Origin of the sequence: Terrimonas sp. (assembly GCF_003075435.1) — a bacterium.
Taxonomy (GTDB): Bacteria; Bacteroidota; Bacteroidia; order Chitinophagales; family Chitinophagaceae; genus Agriterribacter.
In genome coordinates, this window is record NZ_QCZJ01000006.1 from 66,452 (window position 1) to 87,670 (window position 21,219).

The following is a 21,219-nucleotide window of genomic DNA, read 5'->3' on the forward strand; positions in this document are numbered from 1 at the left end:
ATGACATAGTGTGAGCCGCAGAGCGTCGCAAGATTAATTTGGTGCGTTTGTATTGTATTATTACGGTGCGCTGCACCTGAAAATGCCACACCTATATTGAATTACAAATATTATTGCTGCGCTGCAGCTATTAAACATCCCGCATACAGCACAGCCTGAATAAATGAAGATGTGTGTACAGGGTAGCTGTCCGGCAGGCAAGAGTCCACTGATGGTAGCTCTGCAGTTGATTCATAATTAAACATATCAGCTAAAGCAGTAACGATTATCATTTATCGCCGCCTCTGTACGTCTCAAACATTTTCTCAGTTCGCTTCTTTAATTTTCTAACCAAATTATTTGGAGCAACTACTCTTAGTCCTTCTCCAAAACCAAGCAGCTCACGTTCCATTTCAAGGTTGGGGATTACCTTTATGCTGAATAGTATTCCCTCTTTTGTTGTTTCAACTATCTGCTGGCTTTCATGCAAGGGCTTGGTTTTAATATAGGGCGCCTGGTGATGATCGGCCCAAAACATTACAGTAACCGGCGGTTGATTATTGCGCGATACACCAATGATGTCTTTAAAATAGTCAGTGCCATTAAAATCACGTTGCTCTTTATATCGTTCTACAGGCAGCGGCTCAATATTTTGTATCCTGTCAAGCGCCAGCGTAAGCAATTGCTTATCTTTTTTATGCATGCCCAATACAAACCAGCGGTTGCGGTATTCTTTTAACAGGTAAGGATAAAATACTATCTCGCCCGCCTGCCGCGCCTTAAATGATTGATAAGTAATAGCCGTAGTAGTTTTTTCAATAATACACCTGTATATAGTATCCAGCCATTCCAGCCCGGTAAGCAATTCATTTTTTTCAAAATCAATTACAGGCGACTGGTGATGCTGCTCACTATAAATCTTATCTTCCAGCTTATTGATCATTTCACTCACTTCATTAAAATGATTAAAGCCTTTAAACTGGCGGAGCAGGTGAGATACTTCCTGCAATATGCCCAGGTCTTGTGTAGTTAAAGGAATATTGGTGATGGAATAGTCTGCATCTTCATACGTATAATATTTTTTATCTACTACAATAATAGGCGCATTATAACCCAGTTGTTCACTGCGCATGGCGTTCAGATCGAGCCGTATGGTGCGCATACTTATTGGTTTGTCAATGCCTTCATATTCATATAATGCCTCTGAGCAGGCATTAATCAAATCTTCAATAGTCCATTTGCGGCGGCGGTTTTGCAGGCATTTATCAATAGTACGGTAACGTATAAGCGCATTTCGGTTAACAGGCATTTTTTATTTTGAAAGATAGAAAAGATTGGCAACAGTGCAAACGCTTTGCATTATAGGTTTGCAACCGTTTAAAGGTTGCGGGCTTTGCCCGGAAAATATTTTTATTGGGTGTTGACTGATTTCTTTCATAAAATCCGGGGACGCTGTTATCTATATTGCCTAATTGCAGCAGCATTTAACCGGTTGATTAATCTTTGAACACTCTGTTTAAATCAATTAATTTAGCTTTTCATCAATAACAGTATCAATATTCACTGTATGATAAGAAAACTGGTTCTCCCCTTTTATTTAAAGTTGCTGAGTGTATTACTAATTCTTATTTGCCTGGGATATATTGCTGTTATAGGGCAAACAGTATTGGAACCGCTATTGTTTGCACTGCTTGTTTCAACTATTTTGCTGCCACTATCAAAATTCTTTGAAAACAGGTTAAATTTTCCGCGTTCTTTAGCCTGCATTATCGCTATTCTTTTGTTTTTACTTTCTATTATTTTCCTGTTCATTATACTTGGTTCCCAGTTATCAAAGCTAAGTGAGGATTGGCCGGCTTTTCAGCAACAACTGCAGGATTCCATACACGATTTGCAAAAATGGATATCTGCCAATTATGGTATTAAGTATAAGCAGCAGGTAACGTATATCAATAAAGCAATGTCGGATTCTCTTGGAGCAGGAACAAGCGTATTGGGACAAACCATTTTATCCATCTCATCTACACTTCTGTTATTTGTATTTACTTTATTATATACTTTTTTTCTGCTCTATTACAGAACCCATATTTCTATTTTCTTTGTTCGCCTTTTTCACGAAAATTACAAGCCTGTGGTACTGGAAGTATTCAGGCAGATACAGTTTATCGTAAAAAAATATATGCTCGGTTTGTTTATACAGATTGTGCTGGTATCTGGTATGGCATTTACTGCGTATAGTTTAATCGGGATAAAATATGCTATAATGCTTGCGCTTATCACCGGCATTTTTAATATTATTCCCTATATCGGCATAGCTTCATCGGCTATACTTACCTGTCTTATTACATTTGCTACAGCTCCGGGTTCTCATGTATTGCTTGTAATAATGGCAATTATTATTATACATCTCATAGACAGCAATTTTATTATGCCTAAAGTTGTGGGTTCAAAAGTGCAGATCAATTCATTAATAGCACTTTTGGGACTGGTAATTGGGGAATTGCTTTGGGGTATTTCAGGTATGTTTTTATCCATACCTGTTATTGCCATTATTAAAATTGTATTCGACAGGGTACAGGAACTGAATGTTTGGGGCTATTTGTTAGGGGAAGAAGATGGATCAACCAAACCAAAGAAGCTAAAGATCAGGCTTGCCAATGCGAAAAAGAATAAACCTCAGCAGGACAGCAATGAAAATAGTACAATAAAATAAAGCGGATGAATCTCACCCGCTTAAAAATAAAATTATATATACGAACTACTTTTCCAAAGCTTTCCTTACAACCGGTGCAACCTTTGTTCCAAACAATTCAACAGACTTCATCATCTGTTCGTGCGTAGGTGCGCCAACATCCATATGCGCGATAAAACGGGTAATGCCAAACAACTCATGCATGTATAGTATTTTATCAGCCACTTCATTAGGGTCGCCGATAAACAATGCTCCTTCTTTTGACCTGCCGCCATTATATTGTTCTTTTGAATACGGACCCCAGCCTCTTTCCCTGCCTATACGATTCATCTGCGCGGCATAGTTAAAGTAATAACCATCCGTTACAGCGGCATCGTCACTTACAAAAGTATGGGAGTGTATACCCAGTTGCACTTGTTTGGGATCATGTCCATATCGTACCCATTCCTGTTTGTAAAAATCCATCAATTGCTGAAACTGGATCGGCATGCCTCCAATAATAGCCACCATCAGCGGCAAGCCAAGCTTTGCTGCGCGAACCACAGATTGAGGAGTGCCGCCAACCGCAATCCATATTGGTAATCTGCCATTGTTTGTTGCACGTGGATAAACCGTTTGATTAATCACCGGTGCTCTTAATGTTCCTTTCCAGTTTACTATCTCATTGTTGTTGATATTGAGCAAAAGATCAAGTTTCTCTTCAAACAATTTATCATAGTCTTTTAAATCATAACCAAATAAAGGAAAGGATTCAATAAAGCTTCCGCGCCCCACACCTATTTCCGCGCGTCCGTTTGAAATTAAATCTATGGTAGAAAAATCCTGGTATACTTTCACGGGCTCAGCCGAGCTTAGTACCGTAACTGTGCTTGTTAGCTTTATATTTTTAGTAATGCTGGCAGCGGCGGCCAATACAATTTCCGGGCTTGATATGGCATAATCAGGTCGATGATGCTCGCCCAGTCCAAACACATCCAGTCCAACTTCATCAGCCAGCTTTATTTCTTCCAGAATCTCCTGCAATTTTTTGCCTGCATTCTCCGGCCTCCTTGTCTGCGGATCAAACGCCAGGTCGCCAAACATACCTATTCCTAATTCCATACTATAATGTTTTAATAATGCAAAGTTAGCGGGCAGGTTTTTACGGGCACTTAATCTATGACAAGAATAGTAAAACAAAACTCATAAAAAATATCGCCGGCTATATAGTGTCATGTCGCCTAAAGAATGTCGGTATATTGTCGGTAAACGTGAGATGTGAGATAAGCTTTTACGCCTCACATTTTGCGTTTGACATAATACTGGTTGAGTGAATCTGTTCCCTTTGTAGTTCTTTGTGCAAATCTTCGTGCATCTTTGTGTCAATCTTGCTTAACTGCAACAAATTGAAATGATTTTAATAAAAATATGATTTGATGCAATACATTGATGTGCACACGCATATTTATAAACCCGAAGAGAATATTATAAGCATTGAAAACACCTGTAATAATTTCTCAAACATTCCGGCAGGTCATCCTGTAAGTATTGGATTACACCCCTGGTATTTAGATAATACAGATAATGACATCAATGTATTGATAGCTTTGGCGCAACAGCCTGATGTAGTGGCAATAGGAGAATGTGGATTGGATAAACTGGTAAAAACAGATTGGAATAAGCAGGTAAAATTTTTTGATCAACAATTACAGCTTGCAACAGACCTCTGTAAACCTGTGATCATACATTGCGTTAGGGCATTTGCAGAAATATTATTCCTGTTAAAAGGCATTAAAGTTCCGGTTATTTTCCATGGCATAAACAATAAACTATCTCTTGTGCAGCCGGTGATAGCGCAAGGTTATTATCTTTCTTTCGGAAAAGCATTATTAAATCCGGGCGCGTCAATTATGCATACGTTAAAAGCCGTTCCTGCTGATCAATTGTTTTTGGAAACAGATGACACCGGAGTTTCTATAAGAGAAATATATAAATCCGCGGCTGAAATCAGGAATATTACTGAAAATGAAATTGCTTTGCAGCTACAAAAAAATTACGATTCCGTTTTTAATTATGCAGAATATTAGCTGGCTTTCGCGAACAACTTTATTGATTGGAGAAGAAAAATTACTGACACTCACCCGGGCGCATGTATTAATCATTGGCTTGGGCGGGGTAGGTTCTTTTGCTGCGGAGTTTATTTGCAGGAGCGGCATTGGTACTATGACGATCGTTGATGGCGATGTGGTTGACCCATCCAACCGGAACAGGCAATTACCTGCACTTGCCACCAACCACGGGCAAAACAAGGCGGATATTATGGCGGAGCGGCTAAAAGCGATCAATCCTGAGTTGACTCTGCATATTATCAAATCTTTTGTTACGCCTGATGCGGTAGAAGCCATTCTTGATGCCGCGCAATACAATTATATTATTGACGCTATTGACAGCGTTACACCCAAAGTTACTTTTCTAACAGGTGCGCATAAACGAAATGTTCCCATAGTAAGTTCTATGGGGGCGGGAGGAAAGCTTGATCCCACTTTGCTAAAAGTAGCGGATATTTCAAAAACGATCATTTGCCCTTTTGCGCAGCAGGTACGCAAAAACCTGAAGAAGGAAGGTGTATATAAAGGTATTAAAGCAGTGTATTCTCCGGAAGCTCCTGATAAAGATTCGCTGATTTATACCGATGGAAGCAATTATAAAAAATCTGCTTATGGCACTATCTCCTACCTGCCCGCAACTTTTGGCGCGGTTTGCGCTTCGGTGGTTATAAGAGATTTGATAGAGGGATAAGCTTCTTTAGGAATTTTTACAAATAAATTTTACTGTGCAAAAAGAGTGCACAGAGTAATATCAGCTTTGTGTTGTCAAGCAATTATATCACTCCTTAGCATAAAAGGAAGTGCTGCGGCAAAAGTTAACGAAGCCGTCAAGTGACCGGACAATGCCATTCAGACCATGCGTTTGGATGGGCAGCGTTTGCAGAAGCACTGAAATTTTATATAAAAAGCAGGGAAGCGCATTTGCAACCGGTCTGTTGCAGCAATGCAAAGTATGGGTTCGAATCCCATGGGAGTGACAACAAATTGATGCCCAATGTGCTGAACGATGAACGGAGCGTCGCAAGAAAAGCTCCACAGTTATTCAGTAGCCGGCTTAAACATATTTTCCAAATGGAATAAACGACTTGCTTAACGGCAAGATGGAGATTATCATGTTAACAGCAAACCGGATGCGTGCTTTACAGGCGCCATAGTGCAGCGGTAGTAACCAGCTGTATGCTGTTGCGGTAATATGAAGTTTCCACCATAATCTGTGGGACAGGGGTTCGAGTCCTCTTCCTGTCGTTGACGGGATAGCTCAGTGGGTAGAGCAACAGAAAAGTGCGGGTTCGAGTCCCGCTCACGCTGAAAAGCGCGATGGCGAAACTGGTAGACGCTCAGGATTTAAGCTCCTGCTTGATGCAAGGAAGTACGCCGCTTCTTAAAATGGCGAACATATAAAATGCTTCCGCGCTGCCCGTGATTTTATACATCAATGTATTTATAAAATACACAACCGGATTATTACCAGCATGTGATGCATTTGAGATGAGGTAACAATACACTTTTTTAATGGCAGTATAATGATATGGTTATACTAAGGTTGACAAAACTGTATTGCTGAAACACATCAACCATTACATCCGTAATAGCAGGTGGCAGGCGGAAGGATTTTATAACTAATGAACAATTAAACAAGAAGAGATGAAAAATGTAAAAGTGAACGCTTATCAGCGTGGATTGGTTTTTAAGAATGAAGCATACCAACGTATGCTTACCGAAGGCAGCTATTGGTTTTGGGGTAATGAAGTGGTAAAACTGTATGACATTACCCAGGCTTTTAATGCCCCTGTTGAGCTGAATATACTTTTACAGGATGCAGCTCTGGCAGACGCGTTGAGTGTGCTGGAAGTAAAGGACAATGAAATTGCACTGCAATATAAAAACGGCTTGCTTGAAGCGGTGTTTACTGCCGGACGTTACGCGTTCTGGAAAGGAGCAGTTAATTATGCATTTGTAAAGGCAGATACCGGCAAGCTGGAAATAACTGAACCGATTGAACGAAATGTATTATTGCATCGCCTGGTGGCACCATTTGTGCGCAGCGCAGGTGTTGAAAGCTTTGAAAAAGCGGTATTGTTTATCGACGGAAAATTTGTGCAGGTATTGCAGCCGGGCGTATACTACTGGTGAAAGAATGCTATTGCCGTGCATGTTGGTAAAATTGACACCCGGCAGCAGCAATTGGAAATAAACGGACAGGAGATATTAACACGTGATAAAGCGGCATTGCGTATTAACGCGTGGGCGCAGTATAAAGTGGCTGATATTGAAAAGGCTTTGTTGCAAAATAAAGAATACGAAAAACAATTGTATGTGACTTTTCAACTGGTATTGCGTGAGTATATAGCAGGTTTTGGTTTTGATGAATTGCTGGAAAAGAAAGATACCCTTGTGCCTTTTGTGTTGCAGCAGGTGAAAGCAAAAGCTGACGTGTTGGGTGTGGAAGTAACAGGTTTTGGTATCCGCGATATCATACTGCCTGGAGATGTGAAAGAGATCATGAACCAGGTATTGGTAGCGGAGAAAAAAGCACAGGCAAATACCATTATGCGCCGTGAAGAAACCGCAAGCACAAGAAGCTTACTGAACACAGCCAAATTGATGGAAGAAAACGCGATGTTATGGAAGCTGAAGGAAATGGAGTATGTGGAAAAGATCGCAGATAAAATCATCAATATCAGCGTAAGCGGCAACGGTGTGTTGATTGAACAGTTGAAGGAGATATTTGTGCCGAAGAAGTAGCAATGTGGTTGCGGTATAAGTGAAATGGGTGAGATGTTAAAATATCTCACCCATTTTTTATGACTACCGGGTATCACTAAAAGAAATAATATTATATCACCACATTGATCATCCTGTTTTTTACATAAATGATTTTTTTGGGTGGTTTACCCTCCAGCCATTTTTGCACGATATCATTTGCCATTACAATTGCTTCTACCTGTTGCTGGGTAGCTTCAAGATCAATACTGATCTCCGTACGGGTTTTGCCATTTATGGCTACCGGGTAGGATTTGGAAGATTCCGTTACATGCTTTTGTTCAAATACAGGATACGGCGCGTTTAATACACTGCCGCTGTTGCCGAGCTTATGCCATAATTCTTCCGCGATATGCGGCGCATAAGGGGTAAGCAATACCAGTATATGCTCCAGCACAGCTTTTTTGCTGCATTTCAAATCGGTGAGTTCATTTACCGCAATCATAAATGCACTTACTGCTGTATTGAAAGAAAAGCGTTCGGTATCTTCTTCTATTTTTTTAATGGTGCGGTGCAGTACTTTCAGTTCTTCCGGGTTGGGTGATTCATCTGTCCATACCTGGCCTTTTTGTTCATCGTAAAACAAACGCCATAATTTTTTTAAGAAGCGGTGAACGCCTTCAATGCCTTTTGTATCCCAGGGTTTGCTTTGCTCCACCGGTCCAAGGAACATTTCATACATGCGGAAAGTGTCGGCGCCGTATTTGTCAACAAGATTATCCGGATTAACCGTATTGAATTTGGATTTGGACATTTTTTCTACTTCCGAGCCGCAGATGTATTTCAATTCCTGATTGCCAAGGCTGCAACTGAATGAAGCAGTTCCATCTTCAAAAACAAACTCAGCGTCTGCATATTCAGGCTTCCATTTCTTAAATGCTTCAATGTCTAATTCATATCCGTCCACAATATTTACATCCACATGTAATGGTTGTACATTATATCCTTCTTTTTGACCTGCGGATACAAACTGGTTGGTTGTTCCTGCAATGCGATATACAAACCTGCTGCTTCCCTGAATCATTCCCTGGTTCACCAATCTTTTGAACGGTTCATTAAAACCAACATAGCCTAAGTCGTACAGCACTTTCGTCCACATACGGCTGTATAACAAATGCCCTACGGCATGCTCTGTTCCGCCAATATATAGATCCACCTGGTTCCAGTAATCAGATACTTTGCGGTCGCAGAAAGCCTTGTCATTATGAGGGTCCATATAGCGAAGGAAATACCAGCTGCTGCCGGCATAACCGGGCATGGTGTTGGTTTCCCTCACCCCCCGCCCCCTCTCCACGAGGGTCCACTCCGGTATATTCGCCAACGGTCCCTCACCTTCAGGTCCCGGCTTATATGAATCTACATGCGGTAGTTCCAATGGTAACTCACTTTCTTTCATTGGGTAGGCAATACCATCTTTCCATATTATCGGAAACGGTTCACCCCAATAACGCTGACGGCTAAACGCAGCGTCGCGCATTTTGTAATTCACTTTTCTTTCGCCATCGCCATTGTCTTCCAGCCATTCAATTACTTTTTCAGCGGCTTCTTTTGCTTTTAAACCCGTTATGAAATCACTGTTGTATAGGGTAACATTTTTGTCGGCAATAGCTTCTTCACCGGTATACAGATCGCCGAATATATTGGTGATGGGTATATTAAAATGTTGGGCGAATTTATGGTCTCTCTCATCTCCTGCCGGAACCGCCATAATAGCGCCGGTACCATAACCTGCCAGCACATATTCACTAATCCAGATGGGCACTTCTTTCCCGGTTAAAGGATTAATGGCATAAGCGCCGGTAAAGCAACCTGATATTTTCTTTTCGGCCATGCGTTCCCGTTCGCTGCGGCTTTTTACATAGGCTACATATTCATCCACCGCGGCTTTTTGTGCTGCTGTGGTAATTTGCTCAACCAGTTCATGCTCAGGTGCAAGCACCATAAAGTCAACGCCGAAGATGGTGTCGGGGCGGGTGGTGTAAACCCTCACCCCCGGAGTCGCCTCATCCCCTAACCCCTTCTCCTCGCGGAGAAGGGGAACACCGGCGTTTGTATTACTATCTTGCTTTTGTTCTACTATAGCAGTTTTTATTCTTTCAATTACACCACTAACATTATCCATCACTTCCTCATTCTTAAACCTGATAAGCCTTAAACCAAATTCATTTAAAAATTTTGTCCTGGCATCATCATAAATTTTTTGTTGTTCTTCATTATGATATGCTCCATCTAATTCAATGATCAACCGCGCCTCCAGTAAAGCGAAATCAACGATATACCCTTTTATTGCATGTTGTCTTCTGGCTTTAATACCAAACTTGTTATTCCGGATGTTTTGCCATAATAAATTTTCCGCAGGGGTAGGATTTTTCCTGTTATGCCTGCCGTATTCTTTTAAAATATGCCAACTGTTATCCGCTGTTTTATAAAATTGCTCAGAATTCTGGAAGGCTTTTACCCCCCTCTCCCTCGGGAGAGGGGCCGGGGGTGAGGCTAATTTAAACACCACTTCAGCGCCTGAAGATTTTCCAATCCAGTTCGTCTGCATTTCCTTCATGGCGTCGCTCCACTCAAGGTTATCAAGATCACCCTGCAGGCGATCGGCATATGCTGTGATGCGCAGGTACCACTGGCGCAATTTCTTTTTCACTACAGGAAATCCGCCACGCTCGCTTACTCCGTTTATTACTTCATCATTTGCCAGTACTGTTCCCAGCGCTTCGCACCAGTTCACTTCGCCATAGCCACAATATGCCAGGCGGTATTCCATTAAAACAGATTGTTGCGTAAACTCATCAAACAACAGCCAATCGGCAGCAGTGAATATCGGAGATTTGAAACTGGAGATTTGAAATTTGGTATTGGGTACGGGGTGATTGATATTTCCCTCTTTTTCAAAAACTTCAATCAACCCTTCTATGCTTTCCGCTTTATTTGTTTTGCGGTTATACCAGCTTTTGAATAATTGCAGGAATATCCATTGTGTCCATTTGTAATATGAAGGGTCGCTGGTGCGTATCTCGCGGCTCCAGTCGTAGCAAAAGCCGATATTATCCAATTGCTTTCTGAAGGTATTGATATTGTTATCTGTTGAAACAGCAGGGTGAATGCCATGATCAATAGCGTATTGTTCAGCAGGCAGGCCAAATGCATCATAGCCCATAGGATGCAATACATTAAAACCCTTCAACCTTTTGTACCGTGCAAAAATATCGCTGGCTATATATCCTAACGGGTGCCCCACATGCAGACCTGCCCCGCTCGGATAGGGAAACATATCCAGCACATAATATTTTGGTTTGGGAGAATTGTTTTCTACCTTATACGCTTCTGTATCTTTCCATTCTTTTTGCCAATGCTTTTCTATCTCCCTGAAATTATATTCCATATTGTTAAATGTATCTTATAGTCTGAAGAAAATATCTCAACGAAAAATATTCAAACTGAAACTACCGTTAAGAGGGCAGCAAAATTACGGAAAGCACTTATAAAAGCGTTATTTTTGCGCACGCCAGATAAGAGGTGGAAGGTGAAGGGTATAGGGGTTAAGGCTCGTCTGTCTTACTGCTTACACATATCACTTGCCATTTATTGTTTCATGTTATACAGTTTTAAACGAATTAAACCGGTTTTACTACATGAATGAAGTCAGCAAAAGTTCTATGAGAAGAAGCAAGCCTTCTTATTTTTTCAGCATACTGGGCGTAGCTTCTTTATTGATATTGGTGGGTATATTGGGTTGGTTTGTAATAAACGGCAGCAAGCTGGAAAAATATTTCCGCGGCAGTGTGCAGGTGCAGGTATACCTGCGCGAAAATGCGCCTGAAAAAGATATTGACTCATTAATGACCTATCTGCAGGCAAAGCCATACGCTGACTCTGCAAGGCATATTACCAAAGAGATGGCGAAGGAAAGGTTTTTGAATGATGGCAACGAAGACTGGGATAAGGTGCTGAATTATAACCCGCTTCCCGCAAGCATTGACTTCAATCTTAAGTCGGACTATGTAAATAAAGATACACTTACCAATATAGTAGCCGACCTCTCCCAAAATATAATAGTAAGTGAAGTAAAATATCCTGATGCCGTAGTGGGCAACCTGAATACCGTTGTTCGTAAAGTGGGGCTGGTATTACTGGTGGCTGCCGCAATCCTGGGTATTATTGTATTGATTTTGATAGATAATACCATAAAGCTGGCTATGTTCAGCAACCGGTTTTTAATTAAAACCATGCAGATGGTGGGAGCTACCCGCTGGTTTATATCAAAGCCTTTTGATGTAAAAGCCGTAGTAAACGGGTTGGTAAGCGCCATGATTGCCATTATCGTATTGGTGATATTTATTATCGGGGTTGAAAAATGGCTGCCTGAAATTAAGGCGCTCCGCGATTATACCCTGCTAACATTGTTGTTTTTAGCCATTATTATCATTGGTATTGTTATCACCTTTATCAGCACACACCGCAGCGTAACCAAATACCTCAAGATGAAGCTGGATGATCTGTATTAACAGTTTTCCTTTCATATCTTCGCGACATGGATCAATTGTTACAACAGCTTGAAGCATACCGCAAGGAAATAGAAGCGTATAATGCTCCCGGTGCTGACGGCGCTGAGCAGTTTCGTATAACTTATTTAGGCACAAAGGGTTTGGTAAAAAACCTGATGGGCGAAATGAAAAACGTACCTGCTGACCGCAAGAAAGAATTCGGGCAGATACTCAACGATTTTAAGCAGTTTACCGAAGCAAAATATAACAGTCTGAAAGCATCAGCTGATGCTTTGTCCGGTTCATCAGCCACCCTGGATATAGACCTTAGCTTGCCGGCGGATGAACTTCCGCTTGGCAGCCGTCACCCCATCAGCATGATGCGCAGCCGCATTGTTTCCATCTTTCAGCGTTTGGGCTTTTCCGTGGCCGAGGGCCCGGAAATTGAAGATGACTGGCACAACTTCACAGCATTAAATCTCCCTGAGCATCACCCTGCAAGGGATATGCAGGATACATTTTATATTTCCACCGACCCTGCCTGGTTGCTGCGAACACATACCAGCAATATTCAGATAAGGGAAATGGAGAAAGGCAAGCTGCCTTTGCGTATAATTTGCCCGGGCAGGGTATATCGTAATGAAACCATCAGTGCAAGAAGTCATTGCTTTTTTCACCAGGTGGAGGGATTATATATTGATAAGAATGTTTCCTTTGCCGATCTCAAACAAACCCTATACTTTTTTGTGCAGGAAATGTATGGTGATGATGTGAAAGTGCGCTTTCGCCCCAGCTATTTCCCTTTTACAGAACCAAGCGCTGAAATGGATATAAGCTGCCAGCTTTGCAAAGGAGCAGGCTGTAATGTATGTAAGTATACCGGCTGGCTTGAAATACTGGGCTGTGGCATGGTGCATCCAAAAGTATTGCAGGCATGTAATATCGATCCTGAAGTATACACCGGTTTCGCGTTTGGTATGGGCGTTGAGCGCCCTGCTTTGCTGAAATATGGCATTAATGATATCCGCCTCTTCAGTGAAAATGATGTGAGGTTTTTGAAGCAGTTCGGGGGGGCGGTGTAGAAATTTGAAAATTGGGGAATTTCCTGCCTGTCGGCAGACAGGGAAGATTTGAAAATGTGAAAATGTGGGAATTAATGTGAAAATGTGAAAATGAGGGAACGTTTGATTGGATATATTCTATGGATGATGTGAAAGATATGATGTTTAGCATTGTTCTGCAGCACCGCCCCTCTCTGTGAGCCTGCCTGTCCGGTAGGCAGGGAGGGGAACAAGAGAGTGAGGTGCTTTTTTAATCGCAATCTTCAATATGATATTCGTAACGGGCGGCACAGGTTTATTAGGCAGTTATCTTCTACGCGATCTTGCAGCCCGTGGGCAGGAAGTATGCGCATTGTACCGCAGCAATATTCCTGATGAACCTTACGCGAAAGCCGTACACTGGATACAGGGAGATATCCTTGATATTGTTTTGCTGGAAGAGATCATGCAAAAAGTAAAGCAGGTGTACCACTGCGCTGCTGTTGTATCGTTTAATCCTGCAAAAAAATACGAGATGCTGAAGATTAATGCAGAGGGCACGGCAAATGTGGTAAATGCTGCGCTTGCAGGCGGCGTAGAAAAATTAGTGCATGTAAGCTCTGTATCGGCACTTGGCAGAAATGAAACAGGCACGCCGATAAGCGAAGAAGATAAATGGGATGAGGAAAAAAGCAAATCTGCCTATGGCAAAAGCAAATATTTTGCTGAGCTGGAAGTTTGGCGTGCTGTAAGTGAAGGGTTGAATGCCGTAATTGTTAACCCGTCTACCATACTCGGTGTAGGCAAGTGGGAAAAAGATGGTTCAGCCGCTATTTTTAAAAAAGCCTATGAAGAATTTCCCTGGTATACAGATGGCATTACAGGGTTTGTTGATGTTGCTGATGTTGCCAAAGCCATGATACAATTAATGGAAAGCGATATTAGCGGTCAGCGATTTATAGTAAGTGCGGAGAATGTTGCTTTTAAAGATGTTTTTACCAGTATGGCCGGCGCTTTTAACAGGAAGCCGCCCTATAAAAAAGCGCCTGCATTTATGATAAAACTATTATGGCGCCTGGAAAAATTGCGAAGCTTTTTTTCATCAAAAGATCCGTTGATTACAAAAGAAACAGCAGGCAGTGCTCAACGGAAAACATACTATAATAATAGCAAACTGCTCAAATCTTTACCCGGCTTTCAATACAAAGCTTTGCAAAAAACAATTAAAGAATACTGTGAAGCGTATATGCACTTGCAGCGCTAAACCCGCGTTAATATTTTATATAGTCCCATCAAAAAGTTAAAATGGCAGGCGTTTTGACATTTGCTAATGGCATGAGACAGAATTTACCAGTCATTTCAAAAAATAATTTTCATATTTACCCTTTGTAATAAAACAATATTTCATGCAGAAAGTATTTAAATTATTACCGCTGTTATTTTTACCCGCTATGTTATTTGCGCAGGGCAGTTTTAGTGTTGCCGGTAAAATTGTTGATGCTGTTACCAAACAGCCCTTGCAGGGAGCATCGGTATTTTGTCAAAATACTACTGTTGGCACAGTGAGTAACGCGGAGGGAGATTTCAGTCTTAATTTAAGCAATGGGGGATATGATCTTGTTGTTTCATTTATGGGATTGGAAACACAATCCGTACGCATAAGTAACACCATGCCTGAAATTACAAACCTTGTAATAGAATTAAAGCAGAAAGAGAAAAACCTTGAAGAAGTAGCGATTGTTGCTACCACGGAAGTAAAAAATGGCTGGGAAAAATATGGGCAGTTCATGTCTGAGAATTTTATTGGTAAAACAGGTAATGCCGGGCAATGCGTACTGGAAAACCCCGAAGTGTTGCGTTTTTTTTACAGCAAAAAGAAAAACCGTCTGAAGGTAATTACAGATTCTGTTCTTGTTATCCAGAATAAAGCATTAGGTTATATTATCAAATACCAGCTTGATTCTTTTATACATGAGTATAATGGAAGCAAAACCTTATATGCCGGTTACCCGTTTTATGAACAGATGGAGGGAACCGATGAAGAAATGGCGGTATGGAAAGTCAACAGGAAGAAAGCATATGAAGGGTCTGTATTGCAATTTATGCGTGCATATAAAGACAGTACATTAAATGGCGATGGTTATAAAATAGAAATTATTGATGATAAAACAGGTAAGGCATCCCCTGTTTTGGATCCATACGATACTACCTATTATAATATTGATTCCGGTAAGGTGGAACTTTTTTTCCCGGGAAAACTGCGTATAGTATACTCAAAAGAAAAACCTGATCCTGTTTATCTCTCCATTAATAAATTACCCGCCTCAACTCCTTTGCAGATATCTATTTTAGATATTGATGACGGAATAATTATAGAAGAGAACGGTTTTTATTACGACCAGAAAGACGTATTAACACTGGGCTATTGGGCCTGGGAAAAAATGGCTGATTTTCTGCCGTATGATTATTACCCGGATGCGGAGGAACAAACCGCTGCCAATAGTGAAGAATAGCAAAAGGCCAGCGGCATAGCATATATGCTATACCCTACTTTTTAAAGTCTCCTATCCGTATTATTTCTTTGCAAAAAGAATATTCCACTTGATCGTTGCTGCTTACTATAACCAACCGGTTTTGACAATAGTTATTAACCAGCTGGTGATATAAAGAAATGCCATCTGCATCTAAATTAGTGCAGGGCTCATCAAGCAATAAAACAGGGGTATCTGAAAAAAAAGCCTGTGCGAGCTTAACCCTTTGCTTCATGCCGCTGCTGAAATACCTGATCTGCTTATTTGTTGCGGCTTCAAGTGTAAGGATTTGTATTATATTATCAATAGTCATTGAAGGCAGTAATGGTTTGAAGCGACTGTGAAACTGTAAAAATTCCTTAAGGGTCATTTCCTCCACCAATTCAAGATACGGAGCCGCGATACTTATATACCGGTAATTCTCATCCCCAATATTGCCGGTAGCTCCCCGCTGACCGCCGGTAGCTCCCCGCTGACCGCCGGTAGCTCCCCGCTGACCGCCGATAGCCGATAGCTGATAGCTGATAGCTGATAGCTCATACCCCACTGCCCCCTCGCTCGCAGCAATAGCGCCGCTGATAACCTGCAATAAAGTTGACTTACCGGAGCCATTCGACCCTGTAATAGCATAATGCATGCCTGGAACAAACTGGAAATTAATATGGCGGAATATCCAATCCCTGTTGAAACGTTTACCAGTATTAGTCAGCGATATCTTCATCCACACTGTTTTTGGTGTAGCGTTTAATGATACCCCTTCCGCTTTCACGAATAAATGTTACGATTTCATCTCTTTCATCAGTTGCAGGAAATTCTTCTTCGAGTATTTCAACTGCCTGGGATGTATTTAATCCTTTATTATAGATGGTTCTGTAAATGTCGAGTATATGATTGATCTTATCAACAGTAAATCCTCTCCTTTTTAATCCTATGGAATTTACACCTGCATAGCTTAGTGGCTGGCGTGCTGCTTTTATATAGGGAGGAACGTCTTTGCCTACCAGCGATCCGCCGCCGATATAGGCGTGAGCGCCTATTTTTACAAACTGGTGTACGGCGCACATACCGCCGAGTATTGCCCAGTCGCCCATAATTACATGCCCTGCCATTTGAGTATTATTGGTGATGATGCAATTATCGCCAATACTGCAATCATGCGCTATATGACTGTAAGCCTGGAGTAAACAATTTTTACCTACTGTGGTTTTGCCGCGCTCATGTGTGCCGCGGTTTACGGTTACAAACTCTCGGATAGTGGTATTATCTCCTATTTCTACAAGAGATTCTTCTCCTTCAAACTTCAGATCCTGCGGGATAGCGGAAATAACCGCGCCGGGAAAAATACGGCAATTGCGGCCGATGCGTGCACCCTCCATAATGGTTACATTACTGCCTATCCAGGTGCCGTCTCCAATTTCTACATTATGGTGAATAACCGTAAACGGATCAACTTTTACATTGGTAGCCAGTTTGGCATTTGGATGAATGTAAGTATGAGGATGAATCATTGAAGTGTTACTTATCTTGTTTTAAATGCCGGACGTATTGTTTTATACAAAAACGTCAGGCATTATCTCCTGACGAACGCAAAAGTAAGGAAAAGATAATATACAATGTTCAGGTTTGGCTATCAGCTATCAGGTTTCGGCTATCAGCGGTGAAAGCTGATAGATGATGACTGACTGCTGACCGCTATCATCTCTTCACCAACTGCGCCATCAGTGTGGCTTCGGTAACTACTTTATTACCTACATATATGGTTCCTCTCATTTCACACATACCCCTGCGTATGGGAGCCTGCAGTTCCATTTTAAGTATCATGGTATCGCCGGGCACTACTTTCTGTCGGAATCTCGCATCATCCATTTTTACAAAATAGGTATCATAATCACCGGGAGGCAGGGAATTAATGGCTAAAATGCCGCCTGTTTGAGCAAGCGCCTCCATCTGCAATACCCCCGGCATAATAGGATTTCCGGGAAAATGGCCTACAAAAAAAGGCTCATTAAAGGTTACATTTTTAATACCTACTATATGCTTATCGGTTAGCTCAATAATTTTATCTACCAGCAAAAAAGGGTAGCGGTGCGGAAGTGTTTTTTCAATCTGCTGGGTAGTATAGATAGGCACCTGGTTAGGATCATATACCGGCACATTCATGGCCTGCTTATTCTTCCTGATATGTTGCTTCAGCTTTTTGGCAAAGCTCACATTGGTGGCATGCCCCGGGCGGTTGGCAATAATATGCGCTTTGATGGGTGTTCCTATCAACGCCAGATCTCCCACTATATCCAGCAGCTTATGCCTTGCAGGTTCATTGGGAAAACGGAGCTCCAGGTTATTAAGGTAACCACCGCTTTTTACCTCCATTTTTTGCCTGCCGAAAGCTTTTGCCAGGCGTTCCATTTCGCCTTCCGTAACGGGTTTATCCACCACCACTATAGCATTATTAATATCGCCGCCTTTAATCAGGTTATTATCCAGCAACATTTCCAGCTCGTGCAAAAAACAAAATGTACGGCAGGGCGCTATTTCATTTTTAAATTCGCTCATGTTTTTTAACCCCGCATGCTGGGTACCAAGCACCGGGCTGTTAAAATCAATAAGCGTAGTGATCTTATATTCTATAGCAGGCATGGCTACCATGTCCACTCTTTTTTCTTCGTCGTAAAAAGAAATATTGGTATCAAGGGTATACCAGAGCTTGGCTGCCTCTTGCTCCAGCACGCCGGCTTCTTCAATTATTTCTACAAAAGGAGCAGAGCTGCCATCAATAATAGGAATTTCAGGTCCATTGATCTCAACCAGGCAGTTATCAATGCCCATGCCTACAAGCGCTGCCAGGATATGTTCAACAGTACTTACTTTGGCGCCATTATCTTCGAGTGTTGTACCTCTTGATGTGTCTGTCACCAGGTCGCAATCTGCTTTAATGATAGGTTGTCCGGGAAGATCAATCCGCTGGAATTGTATGCCAAATCCGGCATTAGCGGGCTTCAGTTCCATATCTACCTTTATGCCGGTGTGCAGGCCTGTGCCGGAAATAGCAACAGCCGATTTAAGCGTATGTTGTTTATCCGGGTTAAATTTAGCGTCCATATCCCTTTTTTGATGAGCGGCAAAGATAGGGAATAAGCGATAGTTGGTGGAGAACGGACTTCAAATTAGCCGGGCAGGTTTAGAGAAGATGCAGTTTCACGCTGCGAACGCTAAGGAGCAAGGGCGCAACGTGAGATAAAATTCGCTACGTCTCCGCACCGCTGCGGGCGCCGCGTGAAAAAATCACGCTGCGAATGCAGGTGTAGCCGCTCAATGGTTCCGAATTTTTTTAGAGTTCCGGAACGCTGATATCTAATCATTATTAGTATTACACCTTTTCCGCCATTAACTGTTTAATCATTGCTTCCAGTTCCTTAATTCGCTTTTCCATCTCCGGCAATTTTCGGGTAATAGCCTGGCTGCGCAATGTGCTGGTATAATCATGGGCGGGCGAACCGGTTACCGCTGAGTTAGGTTGTTTGATGGATTTGCTTACGCCGCTTTGCGCATTGATCTTTGCGCCGTCTGCAATAGCAATATGCCCAACAATACCAGCCTGTCCGCCAATCATTACGTTTTTGCCAATCTTTGTGCTGCCGCTCACGCCTGCCTGTGCCGCAATAACGGTATTATTGCCTACTTCAACATTATGTGCTACCTGTATAAGGTTATCAAGTTTTGCACCGGCTCTTATAATAGTTGAACCGATAGTAGCACGGTCAATGGTAGCGTTTGCACCTATTTCCACATTGTCTTCAATTTCTACATTGCCTATCTGCGGCACTTTTGCAAAACTGCCATCCGGTTGAGGGGCAAAACCAAAACCATCACCGCCAATAACACTACCTGCATGTATAGTTACTCTTTTACCAACCCTGCATTGGTGGTATATGGTAACTGAAGGATGTATAACCGTATTGTCTCCTATACTTACATTGTTGCCAATATAGGCATTGGGGTAAATTTTTGCACCATTACCAATAACTGCATTATCGCCTATATAAGCAAATGCTCCTATAAAAACATTTTCACCAATTTTTGCCGTGGGCGCTATGTAAGATGGTTGCTGAATGCCTGTTAATTGCTGTGCCATCATTTCCTGGTATTTTGCCAGTAAAGACGCAAAGGCTGTATATGCATCAGGCACACGCAATAATGTGCCCTTTACTTTTTCTTTCAGTTCAAGCGACTCATTTATTATTATGATGGAAGCGCCGGTGGAGTAAAGATATTCCTCGTATTTGGGATTGGCCAAAAAAGCGAGTTGTCCTTCTTTGGCCTCTTCAATTTTACTAAAAGAACCTACACTGGCTTCCGCATCGCCTTCAATTTTTGCATTGATAAGCATAGCAATCTGAGCAGCTGTGAACATCATATGATATTTCTATTTAAGATAACAAATGTAGAATTTTTTAACAGGCGTGGAAAGGTTGGTTTGTATCAAAGCATTATCTACCTCCGATATATTCCTCACCGCTCCGTCTTTAAACAGGATATTGATTTTCTCATCATACGGATTATATGTCCGGTTTTCAGCCTCGCCGGTAAAGCCAAAAAAGGCAGCGTCTGCCTCACTGATACCAAGTTTTTCCATTGCGTTTTTACGGGCTGCCTGTAAATCAGCCAACGCGATGGGCTCATTCTGAATTTTTACTTTAAACAGCTTTCTGTCCATCACTCCTGTGCATAATGTTGATAATACTTTGTCTTTATGATTGCTCCATTGTTTTATAGCATAGCTCACGTCTGTATCATCTAAACTGCAAAAGGCATCAAGATTAGCGGAGATATTACCGGTATATTGATTGAGCAGGAATTTTTTCAGTACGCTGTCTTCAATATTATTTTCATCCTGTAAGCCAAGTTGCCTCGCTCTTTCCAATATTTTCACCAGTATCATTTCAGCGCCAAGCACGGTTTTATGAAGATATACCTGCCAGTACATCAGCCGGCGGGCCACTAAAAATTTTTCTATAGAATAGATCGCTTTTTCCTCTACCATCAGCTCACCATTATATACGGCAAGCATTTTTATGATACGGTCATAGCCAATAACGCCTTCGTTCACACCGGTAAAAAAACTATCGCGGGTTAGGTAGTCCATCCTGTCCACATCCAGCTGCCCGCTCACCAACTGGTGCAGAAACTTTTTGGGATAAGCATTGGTAAAAATATCAATCGCTGTTTCCAACTGACCACGAAACTGCTCATTTAGCTGCTTCATCAGCAAAAGCGACAATTCCTCGTGGTGCATATCCTTCATGATCACACTCTCCAGCGCATGCGAAAAAGGCCCATGCCCTATATCATGCAGCAGTATAGCTATTTTGGCTCCGGTTTCTTCCTCTTCGTTTATTTCAATGCCTTTACTCTTCAGTTCAGTGAGGGCATTACCCATGAGATGGTATGCACCCAATGAGTGATGCAGCCTCGTATGCACGGCGCCCGGATATACCAAATGTGCCAGCGCCATTTGCTTTATACGGCGTAAACGCTGATACCAGGGATGTGAAATAATTTCAAATATGAGAGGTTTGTCTATAGTGATAAAACCGTATACAGGATCGTTGATGATCTTTCTGAACCGCATGCACTAAA

General features: G+C 41.8%; 17 protein-coding genes and 1 tRNA gene. 10 read left to right on the forward strand and 8 right to left on the reverse strand.

Going from position 1 to position 21,219, the window contains the following annotated elements; genetic code table 11:
- Window positions 1–268: 268 nt before the first annotated feature.
- Complete coding sequence (locus DC498_RS08610) at window positions 269–1,288, reverse strand: helix-turn-helix transcriptional regulator (RefSeq protein ID WP_116873746.1); 1,020 nt, start codon at window positions 1,286–1,288, stop codon at window positions 269–271.
- Window positions 1,289–1,546: 258 nt separating this feature from the next.
- Here DC498_RS08610 and DC498_RS08620 point away from each other — a divergent pair, with 258 nt between their 5' ends.
- Window positions 1,547–2,692 carry an AI-2E family transporter gene (locus DC498_RS08620; protein ID WP_116873748.1) on the forward strand — a complete coding sequence of 382 codons (1,146 nt, stop codon included), beginning with the start codon at window positions 1,547–1,549 and terminating at the stop codon, window positions 2,690–2,692.
- 45 nt (window positions 2,693–2,737) lie between these two features.
- Here the strand turns inward: DC498_RS08620 and DC498_RS08625 are convergent, their stop codons facing one another.
- Window positions 2,738–3,772, reverse strand: coding sequence for an LLM class flavin-dependent oxidoreductase (locus DC498_RS08625; protein WP_116873749.1), 1,035 nt, complete (start codon window positions 3,770–3,772; stop codon window positions 2,738–2,740).
- A 314-nt stretch (window positions 3,773–4,086) separates the two neighbouring features.
- Here DC498_RS08625 and DC498_RS08630 point away from each other — a divergent pair, with 314 nt between their 5' ends.
- The 5 genes from DC498_RS08630 (at window position 4,087) to DC498_RS26385 (ending at window position 7,503) form a co-directional block, all read left to right on the forward strand.
- Window positions 4,087–4,737, forward strand: coding sequence for a TatD family hydrolase (locus tag DC498_RS08630; protein WP_116873750.1), 651 nt, complete (start codon window positions 4,087–4,089; stop codon window positions 4,735–4,737).
- Complete coding sequence (locus DC498_RS08635; protein WP_116873751.1) at window positions 4,724–5,449, forward strand: tRNA threonylcarbamoyladenosine dehydratase; 726 nt, start codon at window positions 4,724–4,726, stop codon at window positions 5,447–5,449. The genes DC498_RS08630 and DC498_RS08635 overlap by 14 nt, the downstream gene beginning before the upstream one ends.
- Before the next feature lie 558 nt (window positions 5,450–6,007).
- Window positions 6,008–6,067, forward strand: a tRNA-Ser gene (locus DC498_RS08645).
- A gap of 335 nt (window positions 6,068–6,402) precedes the next feature.
- A complete protein-coding gene (locus tag DC498_RS26380; protein WP_206197561.1) occupies window positions 6,403–6,891 on the forward strand; it encodes a hypothetical protein in 489 nt (162 codons plus the stop codon).
- A 15-nt stretch (window positions 6,892–6,906) separates the two neighbouring features.
- Window positions 6,907–7,503 (forward strand): slipin family protein, encoded by a 597-nt coding sequence (locus DC498_RS26385; RefSeq protein ID WP_206197562.1) that lies wholly within the window; start codon window positions 6,907–6,909, stop codon window positions 7,501–7,503.
- A gap of 91 nt (window positions 7,504–7,594) precedes the next feature.
- Here the strand turns inward: DC498_RS26385 and leuS are convergent, their stop codons facing one another.
- A complete protein-coding gene (gene leuS / locus DC498_RS26390; RefSeq protein WP_116873753.1) occupies window positions 7,595–10,909 on the reverse strand; it encodes a leucine--tRNA ligase in 3,315 nt (1,104 codons plus the stop codon).
- Window positions 10,910–11,159: 250 nt separating this feature from the next.
- Here leuS and DC498_RS08660 point away from each other — a divergent pair, with 250 nt between their 5' ends.
- The 4 genes from DC498_RS08660 (at window position 11,160) to DC498_RS08675 (ending at window position 15,564) form a co-directional block, all read left to right on the forward strand.
- Window positions 11,160–12,032 carry a cell division protein FtsX gene (locus tag DC498_RS08660; RefSeq protein WP_116873754.1) on the forward strand — a complete coding sequence of 291 codons (873 nt, stop codon included), beginning with the start codon at window positions 11,160–11,162 and terminating at the stop codon, window positions 12,030–12,032.
- Between the two features lie 26 nt (window positions 12,033–12,058).
- Window positions 12,059–13,093, forward strand: a complete 1,035-nt coding sequence (pheS, locus tag DC498_RS08665) for a phenylalanine--tRNA ligase subunit alpha (protein WP_116873755.1) — start codon at window positions 12,059–12,061, stop codon at window positions 13,091–13,093.
- A 247-nt stretch (window positions 13,094–13,340) separates the two neighbouring features.
- Window positions 13,341–14,315, forward strand: coding sequence for an NAD-dependent epimerase/dehydratase family protein (locus DC498_RS08670; protein ID WP_116873756.1), 975 nt, complete (start codon window positions 13,341–13,343; stop codon window positions 14,313–14,315).
- A 142-nt stretch (window positions 14,316–14,457) separates the two neighbouring features.
- Window positions 14,458–15,564 (forward strand): carboxypeptidase-like regulatory domain-containing protein, encoded by a 1,107-nt coding sequence (locus DC498_RS08675; protein ID WP_116873757.1) that lies wholly within the window; start codon window positions 14,458–14,460, stop codon window positions 15,562–15,564.
- 34 nt (window positions 15,565–15,598) lie between these two features.
- Here the strand turns inward: DC498_RS08675 and DC498_RS08680 are convergent, their stop codons facing one another.
- The 5 genes from DC498_RS08680 to DC498_RS08700 form a co-directional block, all read right to left on the reverse strand.
- On the reverse strand, window positions 15,599–16,303 hold the full coding sequence (locus tag DC498_RS08680; RefSeq protein WP_116873758.1) for an ABC transporter ATP-binding protein: 705 nt from the start codon (window positions 16,301–16,303) through the stop codon (window positions 15,599–15,601).
- Window positions 16,284–17,090 (reverse strand): acyl-ACP--UDP-N-acetylglucosamine O-acyltransferase, encoded by an 807-nt coding sequence (gene lpxA, locus DC498_RS08685; RefSeq protein ID WP_116873759.1) that lies wholly within the window; start codon window positions 17,088–17,090, stop codon window positions 16,284–16,286. The genes DC498_RS08680 and lpxA overlap by 20 nt, the downstream gene beginning before the upstream one ends.
- 187 nt (window positions 17,091–17,277) lie before the next feature.
- Complete coding sequence (locus DC498_RS08690; RefSeq protein ID WP_116873760.1) at window positions 17,278–18,681, reverse strand: bifunctional UDP-3-O-[3-hydroxymyristoyl] N-acetylglucosamine deacetylase/3-hydroxyacyl-ACP dehydratase; 1,404 nt, start codon at window positions 18,679–18,681, stop codon at window positions 17,278–17,280.
- 268 nt (window positions 18,682–18,949) lie between these two features.
- Window positions 18,950–19,996, reverse strand: a complete 1,047-nt coding sequence (gene lpxD, locus DC498_RS08695) for a UDP-3-O-(3-hydroxymyristoyl)glucosamine N-acyltransferase (protein WP_116873761.1) — start codon at window positions 19,994–19,996, stop codon at window positions 18,950–18,952.
- Window positions 19,997–20,005: 9 nt separating this feature from the next.
- Entirely contained in the window at window positions 20,006–21,211 is a 1,206-nt protein-coding gene (locus DC498_RS08700) for an HD domain-containing protein (RefSeq protein ID WP_116873762.1), read from the reverse strand.
- Window positions 21,212–21,219: the final 8 nt, after the last annotated feature.